Raw genomic sequence first — 15560 nt, 5'->3', positions numbered from 1 at the left:
CTATTATTGCCCTTCTTCGACTATTTTCTTCTTTGTATATACCCTATGTGTTCCTCTTCCGGTGATTTCTATTCCCGAATCGGGTTGATGTCCCCATTGTCGCAGTTCAGTGGTTGCTGCTGTTTGTAGCAATCCGGTTAGTTTCCGATATTCCCAAACGGTCAGGAAAGGATGTTCGTCCAGATACTTTAGGGCTAATGCCAGTCGTTGTTCCGGTGTGAATTTATTCGAGGATTTTTGCTTTTTCCAAGGAGCTCTTTCCAACCGGCATCTATCGCTGATATTTCTTACCATTTCCCTGTCTACCCGGAAATTAACACCTCCTATAAAAATACTTTGTGCGTTGCGGTGCTTTCCACCTTCTTCCGCATCTTCCCGTTCCTTGTCTCTGCCTAAGGTGAGCGACGGAGTGAATGTGCCTATCCCGTCTATCTTTACCGAACGTCCCTCTGCCATCAGGTGTGCCATTTCAATAGCTGTCTGAAGCAGTACGCCTTCTATGTCTCCGGCACTGAAGCCGCTGACATCGCCCACCCGTCGTGCCAACTCTTTTATGCTTGCATTGTCTATCCGTGCAAACTTCGGATATGTAATTCTTTTGCCCGTCTTTTGTATGTCGGGCATCTCCTCCATAATGTATCGTGCCATACTATCTGTCGTTTAAAGTATTAATAGATAAGTTCTTTTCTATTGGAAGTAAACTTCCTTTCCTCTAATAGAAAAGTTCCTTTGGGTTAAATGTAAACTGTAAACGGAAGTTTTGTTTTTATAAATGCAACTTGCGTTTATAAAAATGAAAGTTCTGTTTTTATAATCAAAACTTTCATTTATAGTTTGCTATTACACAAAGGTAAGTTATCTGTTCGTCAAAAGCAAGTTTATCAGTAATAAAAAATAATTTATTTGTTAATAGACTGGGAGAGAAGTAATAATGAATGAGATAAAGAGCAATGATGGACTGATTCTGAAAGGTAGTTGATTGATTTAGTCAGGTTGAGAGAGTGTTTGTCTTATCTCTTTTCTGTATTTGGATGAAAGATTCCTTTGCATATCTTTGTGTTTATAATAAAAAATCATACATTTGTGAACAAAGTCTGTAGTGATGGACTTTTATATATTTATTTAAAGAAGAAATTGTAAGAAGCGTTGTGCTTCATTCTTGTTTCTGAAAACCTAGGAAATTTTCAAAACGTACAAGAATGGCATAGTCGGTTCTCACGTCGTATAGGCGTGGGTCTGCTGTTTTTCATTTGTACGTTTGGGTTTTCCTAGGACCTTCAGAAACAAGTGATAGCACGCAGTTCCGCTTTCTGTTTTTTTGTAATATTCCGGGGGGACGCGGAATACAAATTTTTTTGAAATGATGAAACTAAAGAAAAGCTTATTTTTAGCTTTATTGACCATTGGCGTAGCAATGGCAAGTTGCAGTGATGGAGACGACGAATCTTTAAAAACAATTGAACTGACTGGAGGTACACAAACCACACAAACAGTCTTTGCCGACGAAACGACCCTAAACAACGGTATCAAATTCATAGCTACCGAAGTATGGACGGCTACTATTACCGAAGTGGATGCTTTCCCCGTTTCTATTACAGAGTATTATAATGTGGCTATGTCAAATGAACAAACTGATTGGGTAAAAGACAATATATATAGAATCACATACAATAAATAAACCGGGAATATTATGAAAAAATTGCCAGCGGAGCACCAATAAAAAATATCCGTAAATATTCACTTCTATCTACAGAATGATTCATACGAAGCAAATAATCAATCATTGGCTTCTATGACAAAACTATACTTCCGAACCGCTTTTAGCGGTTCGGATTTTTTGTTCACCCAGTATGGGTGTATTCTAACTGGGGCAAGTCCTGAATTATTCCTGAGATAAAAATGGAATAAAAGGTTGTTTATTATCGCATAAACTTTATATTTGTGAGTGAATTTAAAAATATGAAAAATGCTGGTCCTGACAAATCTATTATAATATGCAGAACGATATACATATATTAGTTATACGGTTTAAAAATGAAATTTCTTTGTTGGAAATACCGTTTTTCAGAGGTGCAATTCTTCATGCTTTGCACGGTGAAGCGAATGTATTATTTCATAATCATGTTGACGAATCATCATTTCGCTATTCTTATCCGTTGATACAATATAAAAGGATTCAGGGAAAAGCGGCTATTGTTTGTTTGAAAGAAGGAACGGAAGCTATTGGTCAATTTTTTTCAGAAGGAACTTTTACTTTTAATCTAGGCAATCGCTATGTGAAAATGGAATTAGGATCCGTATTGTCTAGAAAATGCTTGGTTCAGACATGGAACTCAATGTTTAAGTATCGTATTCGTAGATGGATACCTCTTAATTCGGAAAATTACCAGAGATATAAAGCAATGGAAGGCATTTCAGAAAAGATTTCTTTTTTGGAGAGTATTCTGATAGCCAATCTTTTGTCTTTTTCGAAAGGGATAGGGGTTTATGTGGAGAAAGAAATTCAGTGTAAGCTGACATCCTTGTATGATCCTTTCTTGGTTAAAAATAAGGGCATTAAACTAATGGCATTTGATATTGAGTTTGTTACTAATATGTCTTTACCTGATTATATTGGTATCGGAAAAAATGCTAGCATTGGCTATGGAGTCGTCACTCATGTACGTAATGAAACAATAATGATAAATAAATGAAAACAATGAGAGAACATATTTATTTAGCTGCTTTGCTGCATGATATAGGAAAGTTCTATCAGCGAGCAGATACCGGTTCTGTGAAAACAAGTAGATACTTGAAGGAACATTGTAAGGATGAAAGTTCTTTTTGTCCTTTGTTTAACGGACGTTATTCTCATAAACACGTTTTATGGACAGCGCAATTTATAGATGAATATAGATCGGTTTTTCAGAAATTGGTAAAAGAGGACTTTGATGATTGGACGAATAAAAATAATCTGATAAATTTGGCTGCCGGACATCATTTGTCAAATGAGCAGCTATCAGAATGGGGATCACTGATTAAGGAAGCTGATTGTCTTTCTTCCGGTATGGATAGAAATTCGGAGATTGCATTGCGAGACGAACAGGATGAGAATACGAATTGGGATGCTTTCAAGAAGAAACGGATGATTTCAGTCTTAGAAACCGTCGGATTGTCTAAGGCGGAATTGGAGAATGAAAAATGTCAATGGCATTATTTACCTGTAGAAAGTCTTTCTTTGCACAAAAGATGTTTTCCGCAGTCAGGTAAATCGGAGGGTGATCCTGATTATTCGAAACTGTGGGGGCAGTTTCTGAATGAATTTAAATTTATTCAGGCGAACACTTATCATGCATTCTCTGAAACTCTTTTAAATCTTTTGTTTAAATATACAACTTGTATTCCTGCCAGTACCATCAATTTTCCAGATGTGTCTTTGTACGATCATTTGAAGACGACCGCTGCGTTGGCTGTATGTTTGTATGATGTTCGACAGTCTGAGGAAAAACCGGAAAATCCTTTTTTGTTGATAGGAGCGGATTTGAGTGGCATACAATCTTACATTTATCAGGTTGTCTCTAAATATGCTGGTAAGAATTTGAAAGGACGTTCTTTCTATTTGCGTATACTGTCCGATTCTATTGTTCGCTTTTTGTTGAAAGAATTAGGGTTGTTTCAGGCAAATGTTGTTTATAATTCTGGTGGAGGATTTTATATGATTGCGCCTGATACTACAGCAACGAAAACCAGATTAGAAAAAGCCGTGAAGAAGATTGAACAGCAGTTGTTTAAAATACATGGGACCGCATTGTTTGTGGCTATTGATAGTGTCTCTGTGTCTAAGGATGCGTTGATTCATGCTTCTGGAGAAAATCTGCAAAAAGTGTGGAAAGAGTTGTTTGAAAAACGGGAACAGAAAAAATGCGCTAAATTTGCATCACAAATAGAAGAACATTATGAGGCGTTCTTTATGCCTATTGAACATGATGATACTGTAGGACGAGATGTCGTGACAGGAGAAGACTTCTTGCCAGGTGAAAAATATGTGTCGGAAGGAGAATTGAAGCCGCTGAAGCAAATAACAAAAGATCAGATTGTATTGGGGCGTGTTTTGAGGGAATCTGAAATAATGGTTATCTCGACAGAACCGATTGCCTACTGGGCAGATAAGAAAATGATAGAACCTGGTGGTTTGGGTTTTCATTATTATTTCCTTCAGAAAGAAGACTTGTATGCGATGCAGAAGCAACTTCGTGCTTCTGCTGATAAGGTTTCTGTTATCACGTTGAACGGGAAAAATGGGAATTGCGATTTTATGAGCAAAATTGACGGAATCAATAACATTTACGGTTTGGAATTCTACGGTGGAAATGAAATAGGAGAGAAGGAAATGCCAACATTTGAGGATATGTGTAACAAGCACATAGCGAAAGATGCTTTCAAAAGATTGGGCGTTTTGCGAATGGATGTAGATAATTTGGGCCAAATTTTCCAACAGGGAATCCTTCCGGAGCGAGCAACCTTGTCAAGATATGCTGCATTAAGTCGTTCGTTTGATTATTTCTTTTCTGGATACCTGAATACAATTTGGAAAGAGAATTTTCCTGAGCAATCCTTCATTATATATAGTGGTGGTGATGATGTCTTTATTGTAGGTAGTTGGGAAATTACGATTAAAATAGCAGAACGTATACGTGGTGATTTCAAACAGTTTACCTGCGAAAATCCAGTATTCTCGCTATCGGGGGGGATTGCTATTGTTTCTCCCAAATTCCCCATCATGAAAGGTGCGGAAGAGAGCGATGGAGAAGAAAAAAGGGCTAAAGGACATCAAAACTTCGGACAGACGAAAAATTCGGTTTCATTTATGGGTATGCCTTTGAATTGGGAACGTGAATTTCCGCAGGTACAATCTTTGAAGGATGAAATAGTAGCAGCCAATGCAAAGAACCAGTTGCCTAAATCTTTCATATCAAAAATTTTAAGTCATTTGGCCAATGCGGAAATGGAAAATCATAAAATAGAAGCCATAAAGACTTATTGGATGATAACTTATGATTTAAGCCGAATGTGCAGTCGCATATCGGATCTATTAGTGAGAAATATGATTAATTGTTGTAAAACAGAAGTTTGTACAAACAACGGATCACTGAACGGACAACCGATAGAGACTGATTATCATTTGTTGGAACTATGGGCAATGGCATGTCGGTGGGCAGAATTAGAGATTAGACAGAAAAGTAGTAATAACGTTTAAATAATAAATTTATGATGGGAGACAATTATCAAAAAACGAAAAAATATTCATCGGATAGGCAAGGTGGATATTCAAATGAGAATCAAGCTGCGGATCCTAAATACATATTTGAGAGTGCGGGTTATAAGGCGGAGTGGATAACTAACGAAGCGGATGCCCTATTGCCGGAATTTGCGGATAAAATGGGGAAATATATGGCTGATAATAAATTGACTAATTCAAAGATTCGTAGTATCTATGGAGAAATCAAGCGCATTCAAATGGGCGAATTTGAAAAAGAAAAAGCCTCTTTTTATTTATTGAAGCCTAAAGTCGCTTATGCTTTAGGGCGGGATAACAAAAATAAGGGTTTACAGTTGTTTAAATTCATCTTTGACAGGTCAGCCAAAGATGTGTCGGATCAAAAAACATATCATAATTTTTGCAACTTGTTGGAAGCTATTCTGGCTTATCACAAAGCGAATGGAGGAGATTGACTAATATAATTTAATACACTAGATCATGGCAACAATAAAATTGGAAAAGAAAATAGTTTATACCGGGATTATCACATTGAAGACCGGTTTACATATTGGTGGAACAAACGCGTCTTTGAATATAGGCGGTCCTGATAACTTTGTAGTACGCAATCCGATTGATAACATCCCATATATACCAGGAAGTTCGTTGAAAGGGAAGATGCGTGCTTTGGTAGAGATTCTAAATGGAGAAACGAATGGTGGTAAACCAACAAACAGAGTAGATACAAAGGCAGGTGCATTGTTTGGTGTCTCGGCTGATGCAGGTGGACATCCATCCCGTTTGATTGTACGAGATTCAGTGATGATTACGGAGCTGGACACAGAGGATGAATTGAATCTGTATGGATTAACTCGGAAAGATGTTCCAGATTTCAGCCATACGGATCTTCCCTATACGGAAAGTAAGACGGAGGTTGCGATAGATCGGATTACAGCAAAGGCAAATCCGCGTACGTTCGAGCGTGTTCCGGCAGGTGCCCAGTTCAAACTGAATATGGTTCTGAATGTTTTTGAAGGAGAAGATGAATCTTCTTTAAAAGCAACAGTGGTTCAAGCCATTAGTCTTTTGGAAGATGATTATTTGGGAGGAAACGGGTCACGTGGCTATGGACAGGTTTCGGTAAAAATAGTAAAGGAAGAATTTAAAACGTATTGATCATGGCTACGTTTACCGTTATAAAAATGACTCATTTTTCTCCTTTGCATATCGGTACGGGAAAGGAAAACTATGATTTTTCGGCTTCTGACTTACATTCGGATACTCTTTTATCTGCTTTAGCGGCAATGAGGGTGCAGATGGGGCAGACGGAGAATTTAGAATCTTTTCTTTCTTCTTTTCTGTTGAGCTCAGCTTTTCCTTTTTATGAGAACCGTTATTTTCTTCCTAAAATGCAGGGAAAAATAAAGATTGTCGTGAAAGGAAAAGCGGAATCTGAATATCGGAAGAGTTTGAAGAAAATTCACTATATAGAATCTGAACTTTGGCAAAAATTGTCGAGAGGAGAAACGTTGGAGTTAGAAACCATCCAACAGATTCAAGGAGATTTGTTGTTGAAGAAAGAAGATGGTATTTCTGTGTGTAAATCGCAAGTAAGCGAAAGGGTTAGTGTATCCAGAGCTTCAGAAGATGCTGAACCTTTCTTTTTTGATTGGAAATTCTTTGACCGAAAAGCCGGATTGTACTGTTTGACAGATGCAAAGGGCGAATTGTTGGATGAAATAATCCAGTTGTTTATTCTTTTGGGAGAGACGGGATTGGGAACGGACAAAAATATAGGAGGAGGAAAATTCTCTGTTGAAACAAGTACTCTTTCTATTGAAAGTGTCAGAGATGCAAATGCTATGCAATTGTTGTCTTTATATATTCCGACAAAAGATGAAACCGAGTTTTTGAATTTGTCACAATCAAAGTATACGTTGTTATTACGTGGTGGATATATGGCAGGAAGCCGGGAAGAGAGTCTGCGCCATTTGCGTAAGAAATCTATATATGCGTTTGGTGTAGGTTCGGTATTTCTCACTACTCAGCCATTAAAAGGCAAGATTGTGGATTTGCGACCCAATTGGAATGACGAGCGGATGCATACGGTTTTGCGCAGTGGACGTCCATTTTGCTTACCTGTTAAATTGAATTAGCTATGAGTCAAATAACAATAAAAACCTTGACATCCGTCCATATTGGTTCGGGAGAGACGTTTCAATATGGAAATGATTTTGTTCGGGGAAAAGATGCGGACGGTGATTCCATCATAGGCATTGTAGAACCAAAACAAGTATTGGCACTAATTGGAGAAAAAAATCTGGACGCATGGGTAACAGCGATTGATGGGGGACGTTCTACGGACCAAATAGTGAAGCAGTATGCTCCCTCAGCGAAACTTGAACAGTATTCTCGTCGTATCATCTTGTCATGGGCAAATGAGATAAAGCCGACAGATACGTTGAAAGAATATATTCATGACGGATTGGGTAGACCTTATATTCCGGGTAGTTCTATAAAAGGAGCGATTCGAACGGCAGTTTTGGCAAGTTGTTGCAAAGAAAGAGACGATTTGGAACAATATGCTAGAAATAAATCAGGCAAAGTGACAGCAAAAATAATAGAACAAAAGTTCTTTGGAAAGGATGCTAATTCTGATGTGTTTCGTTTCTTGCATGTTGGTGATGCTTTTTTCGGGAAAAATTATGAGGCGGCTGTTCGCATGGTGAATATTAATGAGCGAGAGAAAGCCGGTTTCTGGGATATGACGAAGTCACAATTGCTGGAGGTGTTGTCTCCAGATGATGAAGCGATTTTTGAATTGAGGTTGAAAACCGAACTTTATGAGAGAGCAAAAGTTGCTACCGCTTTGTTGCCTGAGTGTATGCATACATTGCCTGAATTGTTTCAAACGATTAATCAGTATACAAAGAATTTGATAAAACAAGAAATCTCATACTGGATGGAACGTCAAGACAAAGATGATAGCGGTAAAGTGGATGACTATTTGGAAAGAATGAGACAACTATTGGCGGAAGTAGAACAATGTCAGCCTGATAAAGAGTGTGTTTTGCGTGTAGGTGCTGGATCCGGTTGGCGTTTTATAACCGGTGCTTGGACTGAAAATTGGAGAACTTTTGAAACAACAGTTGTCCCTGCGGCTCGTCGTAACAATCAAAAATATACGCAATTTCATTTTCCAAAAACAAGGCGTGTTGATGAAGAGTGTGATGTACTTGGATTTGTGAAACTATCAATACTAACTGAATAATGGCTCATATTCATATTTCTTTAATCGGTGGTCAATCTTATCCTGTGTATTTGGGTATTGCAGATTTAAATCCGGATGGGATTATATTGATTCATTCTTCTCAGTCGAGAGAAGAAGCAGAACGCATACAACAAGAGATTGATGTTCCTACTCATTTGCTGGAATTTGATCCTGTTGATATTCAGAGCATCTATCATCAGTTGGAAAAGAACTTTACACGACTTTCTTCGGATGATATTTATACGGTTAATATAACCGGTGGAACTAAATTATGGTCTATAGCTTTTTATGAATATTTTAAGCGATATTCCAATGCCAAACTGATTTATATCGATCAAAATAATTGTGTCTGCAATCTTGTTACTTTGGAGAAGTATCAATCTGTTGTTTCGTTTGATACCGATTCTGTGCTCCGTTTGAATGGAACGAAAGCAGAATCCTATTTGTTATATCAAGATTATACAGAGGCTGATAAAAACTGTATTAATAGAATCAAAAAACTTCGTCGTCATTCTTATGAAAAATTTAATGCTTTTTCTATTCCAAATAAAAAATGGGAGAATGAGTTGAAACAAAAGAAGTTGGGCAGTTGGAGGCTGGAAGACGGTAGTCAGATAGAATGGGACAAGGAAACAACAACAATCAAGATATTGCTGATAAATAATAAATCAGAAAAATTAAATGATATGCTGACTTCCCCGCATATATTTAATCTGTTTTTTCATACAGGTTGGTTTGAATATGAAGTTGCGAGTCTGCTTTCTACATGGCAATATGCAAAGGAAATACGCATGAATGTCAAGTTCCCTTATAATGCGGAGCGGAATCCGAAGAATGAGATTGATTTGATTGTAAATACGGGCAATCGCCTTTTGTTTGTGGAATGTAAAACGCAGATAAACGACATTACAGACATTGATAAATTCAGAACTGCTGTGAAAAATTATGGTGGCATGGCCTGCAAAGCTTTATTTGTGACCTATGCTCGAATGAAGGAGACTGCTGCGGAGAAATGTGAAGACAGTGGCATTTCATCATTTAGTATTCAAGACTGTAACCAATCTTTTTTTAGTATTCAAGAGATGTTGCATCTAAAGTTGGAACAAGAATTATTTGCTATTAATAAAAAATAGAAATCGTAACAAATTATGAATCGAAAAGTCTTTATATCTGTGCTTGGAACAGGTTTTTATAGCTCTTGTAGTTATGTAAAAGGTGATTTCATCTCTTCGGAAACTCGTTTTGTACAACAAGCCACTATGGAGTACGTGGATATTGCTCATTGGGGTGTGGACGATGCAGTCTTCATTTTATTGACGGATGGCTCCCGAAAGAATAATTGGGATATGGAGATTACTTCTAGAAAAAACTTTCGGACGAATGAAGTAGAATCTTATAAAAGTTTGCAAGCTGTTTTGAAAGAAATGAATTTGCCTTGTCTGGTTCATGACATTTCCATTCCTGATGGAAAAAATGAAGAAGAAATGTGGCAGATTTTTACGAAACTTTTCGATGTATTAGATAGCGGTGATGAATTATATTTTGATTTGACTCACAGTTTCCGTTATCTTCCAATGCTGATTTTGGTTTTTGGAAATTATGCAAAGTTTTTAAAAGATACAACCGTGAAGCATATATCTTATGGTAATTATGAAGCACGTGATTTGCTAATGAATCAGGCTCCCATCATTGATTTATTACCTTTGGTTGCTTTACAGGAGTGGACTTTTGCAGCTGCAAACTTTAAGAACTTCGGAAAAATGGGAGATTTGACTACTTCTATTGTTTCTGTTACCAATCGTTGGTCCATAGCGACCAAGCAAGAAAGAAGAGTAAAAGAGTCAATCATAAACTTAAAGAATAATATCAATGAATTTGAAAAACGTATAGTGACTTGCAGAGGACGTGAACTGCTAAAAGGAGACGCTGTGAATGCTGTCAAACAGCATATCGATATGGCGTTAGACAGTAGTTTCCCTCAACCTATAAAAGAAATCTTGCGAAGTCTGAAAGATGGGATTATGCAGTTCTCTAATGAATCGGTTGATAATTTGCGATATGCTATCAATTGGTGCATTAAATATAATATGGTGCAGCAAGCATATACTTTGGGACAAGAATCTATAATCACTATTTTGTGCGAAAAAATGAAGGCTGTTAATCCATTCGCTCCTACAGAGGAAAAAGAATTCCGTAGCTATATAGCTGCTATTTTAGGAATTAATGTAAAATACGTGAATGATGAGAAAGAATGGAACATAACATTAACCCGACATCGTTTATTAAGTAGAGCTTTCTTTTCATTAGAATGGGTAAAGCAATTGCGGAAACCGTATGGGAAAATGACAACGAATAGAAATCAGATTAATCATGCCGGTTTTTTGGGTACAGTCAGTGCAACGCTGATTATTAAACAACTTCAGGAAACAATAGAGGCCTGTTTTTCAATACTCGATCAGTCGTTGGAAATGCCGACCGTACCAAAAATGGGTGAGAAATTATTGATAAATTTGTCTAATCATCCTTATGCTTTGTGGGAACAGAAACAACGAGATGCTGCTGAAGTCTATGGTGAATGTGTCGACTTACCTTTTCCGAATATAGAACCATCTTATGATGAAACAGAGATAGAACGCTTGGCGAAGGAATATTTTGATAAAATCCAAAAAATGAGAGGTGACCGTCAATTAACTGTTCATGTGATGGGGGAATTTACTTTTTCTTGTTCGCTAATTGAAAAGTTGCGCAAAAATGGCATTAAATGTATTGCTTCTTGTGCCGAACGGCAGGTTGAAATTGTGGGTAATAGTATAAAGCAAGTTGTTTTCAATTTTGAACGTTTTAGAGAATATGGCTGCAAATAAGAAAATCATACTGAAAGATGGGCAGCAGCGGGCTTTTGAGTTGTTGCAGGATTTTATTCGCAATAAGGATAAGAAAGTTTTTATTCTGAAAGGATATGCGGGTACTGGTAAAACTACGATGATGAAAGTTCTGATAGAAGAGTTGAAACGTCGAAATTTGCACTTTTCCTTATTAGCTTCTACGGGTAGGGCTGCAAAAATTCTGAGTAACACAACGGGTCAACAAGCTGCAACTGTACATGGTACAATCTATAAATACAATGATTTGAATCAAAATCTGGAAGAATTGATCCAACAACGCGAAGCAAAAGGGGTTGATTCTAGCGGACAGTTGTTGCTTAATTTTGAGTTGAATCCGGTTTCTCATACAAACAGGACTGAAGAGTGGTATTACATTGTGGATGAAGCCTCTATGATTTCTGATAAAGAAGATGCTACAGCCGTGCAGGCTTCATTTGGAAGCGGAAGATTGTTGAAAGATTTGTTGGATTATGATTCGAAGGGTAAATTTCTGTTTGTAGGTGATGCTTGTCAACTTCCACCTATCTCTCAAAAGGTGTCTCCGGCATTATCTCTTCAGTATTTTAGGGATGTTTTCTCTATATTAGCATCAGAAGTCGAATTGACTGAAATCGTGCGGCAAGACAAAGGAAACGATATTGTACTCTCCTCTCAAAAAATAAGGCGTTTGTATGCTAATCCACAGCCGTGGAAGTGGGCGAAATTTCCATTTCGTGGTTGTAAAAACATACATATTGTAAATAGTCAGGTAGAATTGATACAACTGTATATACAGCGGATAAAGAAGAAAGGTCTGAATAACTCTACCCTGTTGTGTTATTCTAATCGGCAGTGTGATACGATTACTCAAATCGTTCGTCCATCCTTAAATATAAACAGTGCTGAGTTGGCTATTGGTGATTTATTGTTGGTGACGCAAAATAACTATATATCTGGATTGATGAATGGTGATTTGGTTGTTGTAGAATCTGTAACTCATAAAGAAGTGCGAGCTGGATTGACGTTTTTGAATGTGACGGTAAAAGAACTGTTCACGGAGAAAAGCTATTCACAACTGATGATTGCGGATATTTTATATCAGAATCAGATAAATCTTTCACAAATCCAACAAAAAGAATTGTTTATAGATTTTTATAAACGAATGAAACTGAGAGGTATTCGGCAGGGAAAGGATGAATTTAATCGGCAGATGATGCAGGATCCTTACTTGAATGCTTTGAGGGCTGTGTTTGGTTATGCGTTAACTTGCCACAAGGCACAGGGTGGAGAATGGGAATACGTGTTTCTTGATATTCCTCGTTCGGTACCTTGTATTGAAAAGCCTTATGTATATCAATGGATATATACGGCGATGACACGTGCTAAGCAAGAATTGTATATTGTAGATGATTTTTGGGTAATTTAAAAAAATAGAAGATGGAACTGGTCTTGAATACATTTGGAACTTCTCTTAATCGTGATAATGAAGGTTTTGTTGTCACTCATAAAGATGGCAGACAGCGGATTCCTGTAGCTGGAATAAAGTCGATACAGATTAGTCGAGGAGCTCAGATCACAAGCGATGCAGTAATGCTTGCTATAGAGCATGAAATAGAAGTGCTGTTTATGGATAAGTCCGGTATGCCGATTGGGCGAATCTGGAGTCCTAGGTATGGTTCTGTATCTACCATTCGTAAAGGACAGTTGAATTTCACGTTTTCTAACGATGCCTTGCAATGGATTAAGGAGATTATTCGTCGTAAAATAGAGAACCAACAAGCTTTGTTGTTGATGATGCGGACAGATAATGTAGCTATCAATCGGAAACGTGAAAAAAATATAGCTCGTTTGGAAGACTATCGAACGAAAATCACTTCTTTGAACGGTGAAATCGTTTCAGATGTGGCAGCTCAACTGAGAGGGTGGGAAGGCGTAGCTTCAAAGATTTATTTTGAAACACTGAACGATTTGATTCCTGAAGAATACCGTTTTGAAATGCGTACTCAACATCCGGCTATGGATGTGGTAAATGCTTTTTTGAACTATGGCTATGGTGTATTGTATGGAAAAATAGAAGGTGCTTTGATAAAAGCGGGAATTGACCCTTATATCGGAATTTTGCATAGAGATGATTATAATCGTCCAGTATTGGTCTATGATGTGATAGAACTTTATCGGATTTGGGTAGATTATGTCGTGTATAGTTTGGTTGTACAGCAAGTAGTAACGGATGAATATTATTCGGTTCGTGAAGATGGCTCTTATTGGTTAGAATCATTGGGACGGCGTGTTCTTATTCAATCTTTGAATGATTATTTGGATGAGATAATCACTGTAAAAGGGGTAAATCGCTCGCGTTTGACTCAGATTCAACTTTATGCGCAGGATTTGGCACAATTGTTTAAAAAATATGAATAGTATATGTTATCTGCAGGAGTAAATCTTTTGAGAGATTCGGATACGCTCAGGAAAGTCACAGTTGATTATTTATATCATAGCCTTCGGAATCCGAAAGAGGAAGTGAAATCTCGTATTCATCAGTTGCGTGTTGTGAGGAGTTTGGACGAAAAACAATATAAAGTTTTGAAACGTGAACTTCCATATATTGTATGTGGAATGTTCAATCCTCCTTATCGGCGAACAGAGAACTTTGCTTATACTGAATATTTTATAGTTGATATAGATCATATATCTGAAAAAGGGTTGAATCTGGGTGTGATTCGCGATCAGGTGGAACGGGACGAAAGGGTTGTGCTTTCTTTTTTATCTCCGAGTGAGGATGGATTGAAAGTATTGTTTCGTTTGAAGGAACGCTGTTATGATGCAGGAATTTATTCTTTGTTCTATAAAGCATTTTTGTTGGCTTTTTCAAAGCAATATCATTTGGAACAGGTGATTGACGAACGTACTTGTGATGTATGCCGAGCCTGTTTTATAAGCATTGATCCGTATGCTTATTATTGTTCGGAATCAATTCCGGTAGATATGAGCACTTATCTGTCTGTTTCGGATACTACTTCTATGTTCGATTTGAAACATGAGTTGGAACAACAGGTAAAAAAAGAAAAGATAACAGTTGTGTCACCGGATGAAAAGATAAAAGATCTGGATCAAGAAACTATAAATCGAATAAAACAATTATTGCAACCTCAGTTGAAACAGAAATTGCAAAATAAGAAAGTCCCTTATGTGCCTGAATGTTTGGATGATATAATAAACGATTTGAAAAAATATATAGAAAAAACGGGACTGATCGTTTACGAAATAATGAATATTCAGTATGCTAAGAAGATTCGTTGTAAAATGGGGGTACGTTTGGGCGAAATCAATTTGTTTTATGGTAAGCGTGGCTTTAGTGTTGTTCAGTCCCCTCGTAGTGGAACATCGGATGAATTGAATAGACTATTGGCTGATTTGATAACATCTTACTTATTGACTAACGAAATGATTTAATTGGTATATGGGAAAGAGTAAAAAGAAAGAATTGACATTTCCACAGAAGATGAATAAATTGATGCATGCAGGCGTAGATAATAACCAGATGATTTATAATCGTCAACACGATCTTTCTTCTATTGAAAGTTTAGACGAACGTATCAAACGGGTGATAGGCTTACTAAATGTTCCTAAAAAAAAATCATTGAATATGTTATTTTTTGTCATGTACGATATAGAAAGTAATAAAGTACGTAATCAAGTTGCTAAGTACTTGTTGAGGAAAGGATGCTTTCGTGTTCAACGTTCTATTTTCTTGGCAGATTTGAATAATCAGGACTATGAGCAGATTCGTTCAGATTTATCAGAAGTGCAGGCTTGTTATGATAATCATGATAGCATTATGATCGTACCGATATCTACAGACTTTCTTCGTTCTATGAAGATTATTGGGAAGTCAATAGATATTGATATTATAATGAATTCTAAGAATACACTGTTTTTTTAGAATGTTTATGTTTTCGTTCTTTGAAATATTGTTTATCTTTGCAGGCTTTTAAAAAGAGAACTTTTTTCTTTTTTTAGGGTGACTCTTTTATGCTTTCTGTTGTTTTCTGTTGAAAATGACGTGATTATAATGATAACTCTCATAGAGTACTTCCAGTATAATAAGGATTAAGACTAATGCTTAGAATATCTTTCTTTGTTACTTTCATATCTCATAGAGTACTTCCAGTATAATAAGGATTAAGAC

General features: G+C 37.0%; 14 protein-coding genes. 13 read left to right on the top strand and 1 reads right to left on the bottom strand.

Translation table 11 applies throughout. The features are described 5' to 3' along the window. Positions 1-3: 3 nt before the first annotated feature. Positions 4-648, bottom strand: coding sequence for an HU family DNA-binding protein (locus HMPREF9009_RS21085; RefSeq protein ID WP_049703183.1), 645 nt, complete (start codon positions 646-648; stop codon positions 4-6). A gap of 712 nt (positions 649-1360) precedes the next feature. Between HMPREF9009_RS21085 and HMPREF9009_RS21075 the strand changes: the two genes are divergently transcribed. The 13 genes from HMPREF9009_RS21075 (at position 1361) to cas2 (ending at position 15314) form a co-directional block, all read left to right on the top strand. Next, on the top strand, positions 1361-1678 hold the full coding sequence (locus HMPREF9009_RS21075; RefSeq protein ID WP_157446493.1) for a hypothetical protein: 318 nt from the start codon (positions 1361-1363) through the stop codon (positions 1676-1678). 316 nt (positions 1679-1994) lie between these two features. Further along, a complete protein-coding gene (locus HMPREF9009_RS21070; RefSeq protein WP_049703180.1) occupies positions 1995-2693 on the top strand; it encodes a CRISPR-associated endonuclease Cas6 in 699 nt (232 codons plus the stop codon). Beyond that, the gene (gene cas10 / locus HMPREF9009_RS21065) at positions 2690-5236 is read left to right on the top strand and encodes a type III-A CRISPR-associated protein Cas10/Csm1 (protein ID WP_049703179.1); all 2547 of its coding nucleotides are present in this window, start codon (positions 2690-2692) and stop codon (positions 5234-5236) included. The genes HMPREF9009_RS21070 and cas10 overlap by 4 nt, the downstream gene beginning before the upstream one ends. 11 nt (positions 5237-5247) lie before the next feature. Further along, positions 5248-5712, top strand: coding sequence for a type III-A CRISPR-associated protein Csm2 (csm2, locus tag HMPREF9009_RS21060; protein WP_053095323.1), 465 nt, complete (start codon positions 5248-5250; stop codon positions 5710-5712). A 25-nt stretch (positions 5713-5737) separates the two neighbouring features. After that, positions 5738-6412 carry a type III-A CRISPR-associated RAMP protein Csm3 gene (gene csm3, locus HMPREF9009_RS21055; protein ID WP_049703178.1) on the top strand — a complete coding sequence of 225 codons (675 nt, stop codon included), beginning with the start codon at positions 5738-5740 and terminating at the stop codon, positions 6410-6412. A gap of 2 nt (positions 6413-6414) precedes the next feature. After that, a complete protein-coding gene (gene csm4, locus HMPREF9009_RS21050; protein WP_049703177.1) occupies positions 6415-7392 on the top strand; it encodes a type III-A CRISPR-associated RAMP protein Csm4 in 978 nt (325 codons plus the stop codon). A gap of 2 nt (positions 7393-7394) precedes the next feature. Then, positions 7395-8507: a type III-A CRISPR-associated RAMP protein Csm5 gene (gene csm5, locus HMPREF9009_RS21045; protein WP_083444227.1), complete on the top strand. Its 1113-nt coding sequence runs from the start codon at positions 7395-7397 to the stop codon at positions 8505-8507. After that, entirely contained in the window at positions 8507-9640 is a 1134-nt protein-coding gene (locus tag HMPREF9009_RS21040; RefSeq protein WP_049703175.1) for a Card1-like endonuclease domain-containing protein, read from the top strand. Before csm5 ends, HMPREF9009_RS21040 begins: the two co-directional genes overlap by 1 nt. Positions 9641-9655: 15 nt before the next feature. Beyond that, complete coding sequence (gene csx2 / locus HMPREF9009_RS21035) at positions 9656-11371, top strand: TIGR02221 family CRISPR-associated protein (RefSeq protein WP_049703174.1); 1716 nt, start codon at positions 9656-9658, stop codon at positions 11369-11371. After that, positions 11358-12797, top strand: a complete 1440-nt coding sequence (locus HMPREF9009_RS21030) for an ATP-dependent DNA helicase (RefSeq protein WP_049703173.1) — start codon at positions 11358-11360, stop codon at positions 12795-12797. Before csx2 ends, HMPREF9009_RS21030 begins: the two co-directional genes overlap by 14 nt. A gap of 11 nt (positions 12798-12808) precedes the next feature. Beyond that, positions 12809-13789 carry a CRISPR-associated endonuclease Cas1 gene (gene cas1 / locus HMPREF9009_RS21025; RefSeq protein WP_049703172.1) on the top strand — a complete coding sequence of 327 codons (981 nt, stop codon included), beginning with the start codon at positions 12809-12811 and terminating at the stop codon, positions 13787-13789. A 3-nt stretch (positions 13790-13792) separates the two neighbouring features. After that, positions 13793-14824 (top strand): CRISPR-associated primase-polymerase type B, encoded by a 1032-nt coding sequence (locus HMPREF9009_RS21020; RefSeq protein ID WP_049703171.1) that lies wholly within the window; start codon positions 13793-13795, stop codon positions 14822-14824. Between the two features lie 7 nt (positions 14825-14831). Further along, entirely contained in the window at positions 14832-15314 is a 483-nt protein-coding gene (cas2, locus tag HMPREF9009_RS21015) for a CRISPR-associated endonuclease Cas2 (RefSeq protein ID WP_049703170.1), read from the top strand. The last annotated feature ends 246 nt before the right edge of the window (positions 15315-15560 follow it).

It is taken from the genome of Bacteroides sp. 3_1_13, from assembly GCF_001185845.1.
Lineage (GTDB): Bacteria > Bacteroidota > Bacteroidia > Bacteroidales > Bacteroidaceae > Bacteroides > Bacteroides xylanisolvens.
Note: the sequence above shows the minus strand (reverse complement) of the source record. Positions and strands in the feature narration are given on the sequence as shown.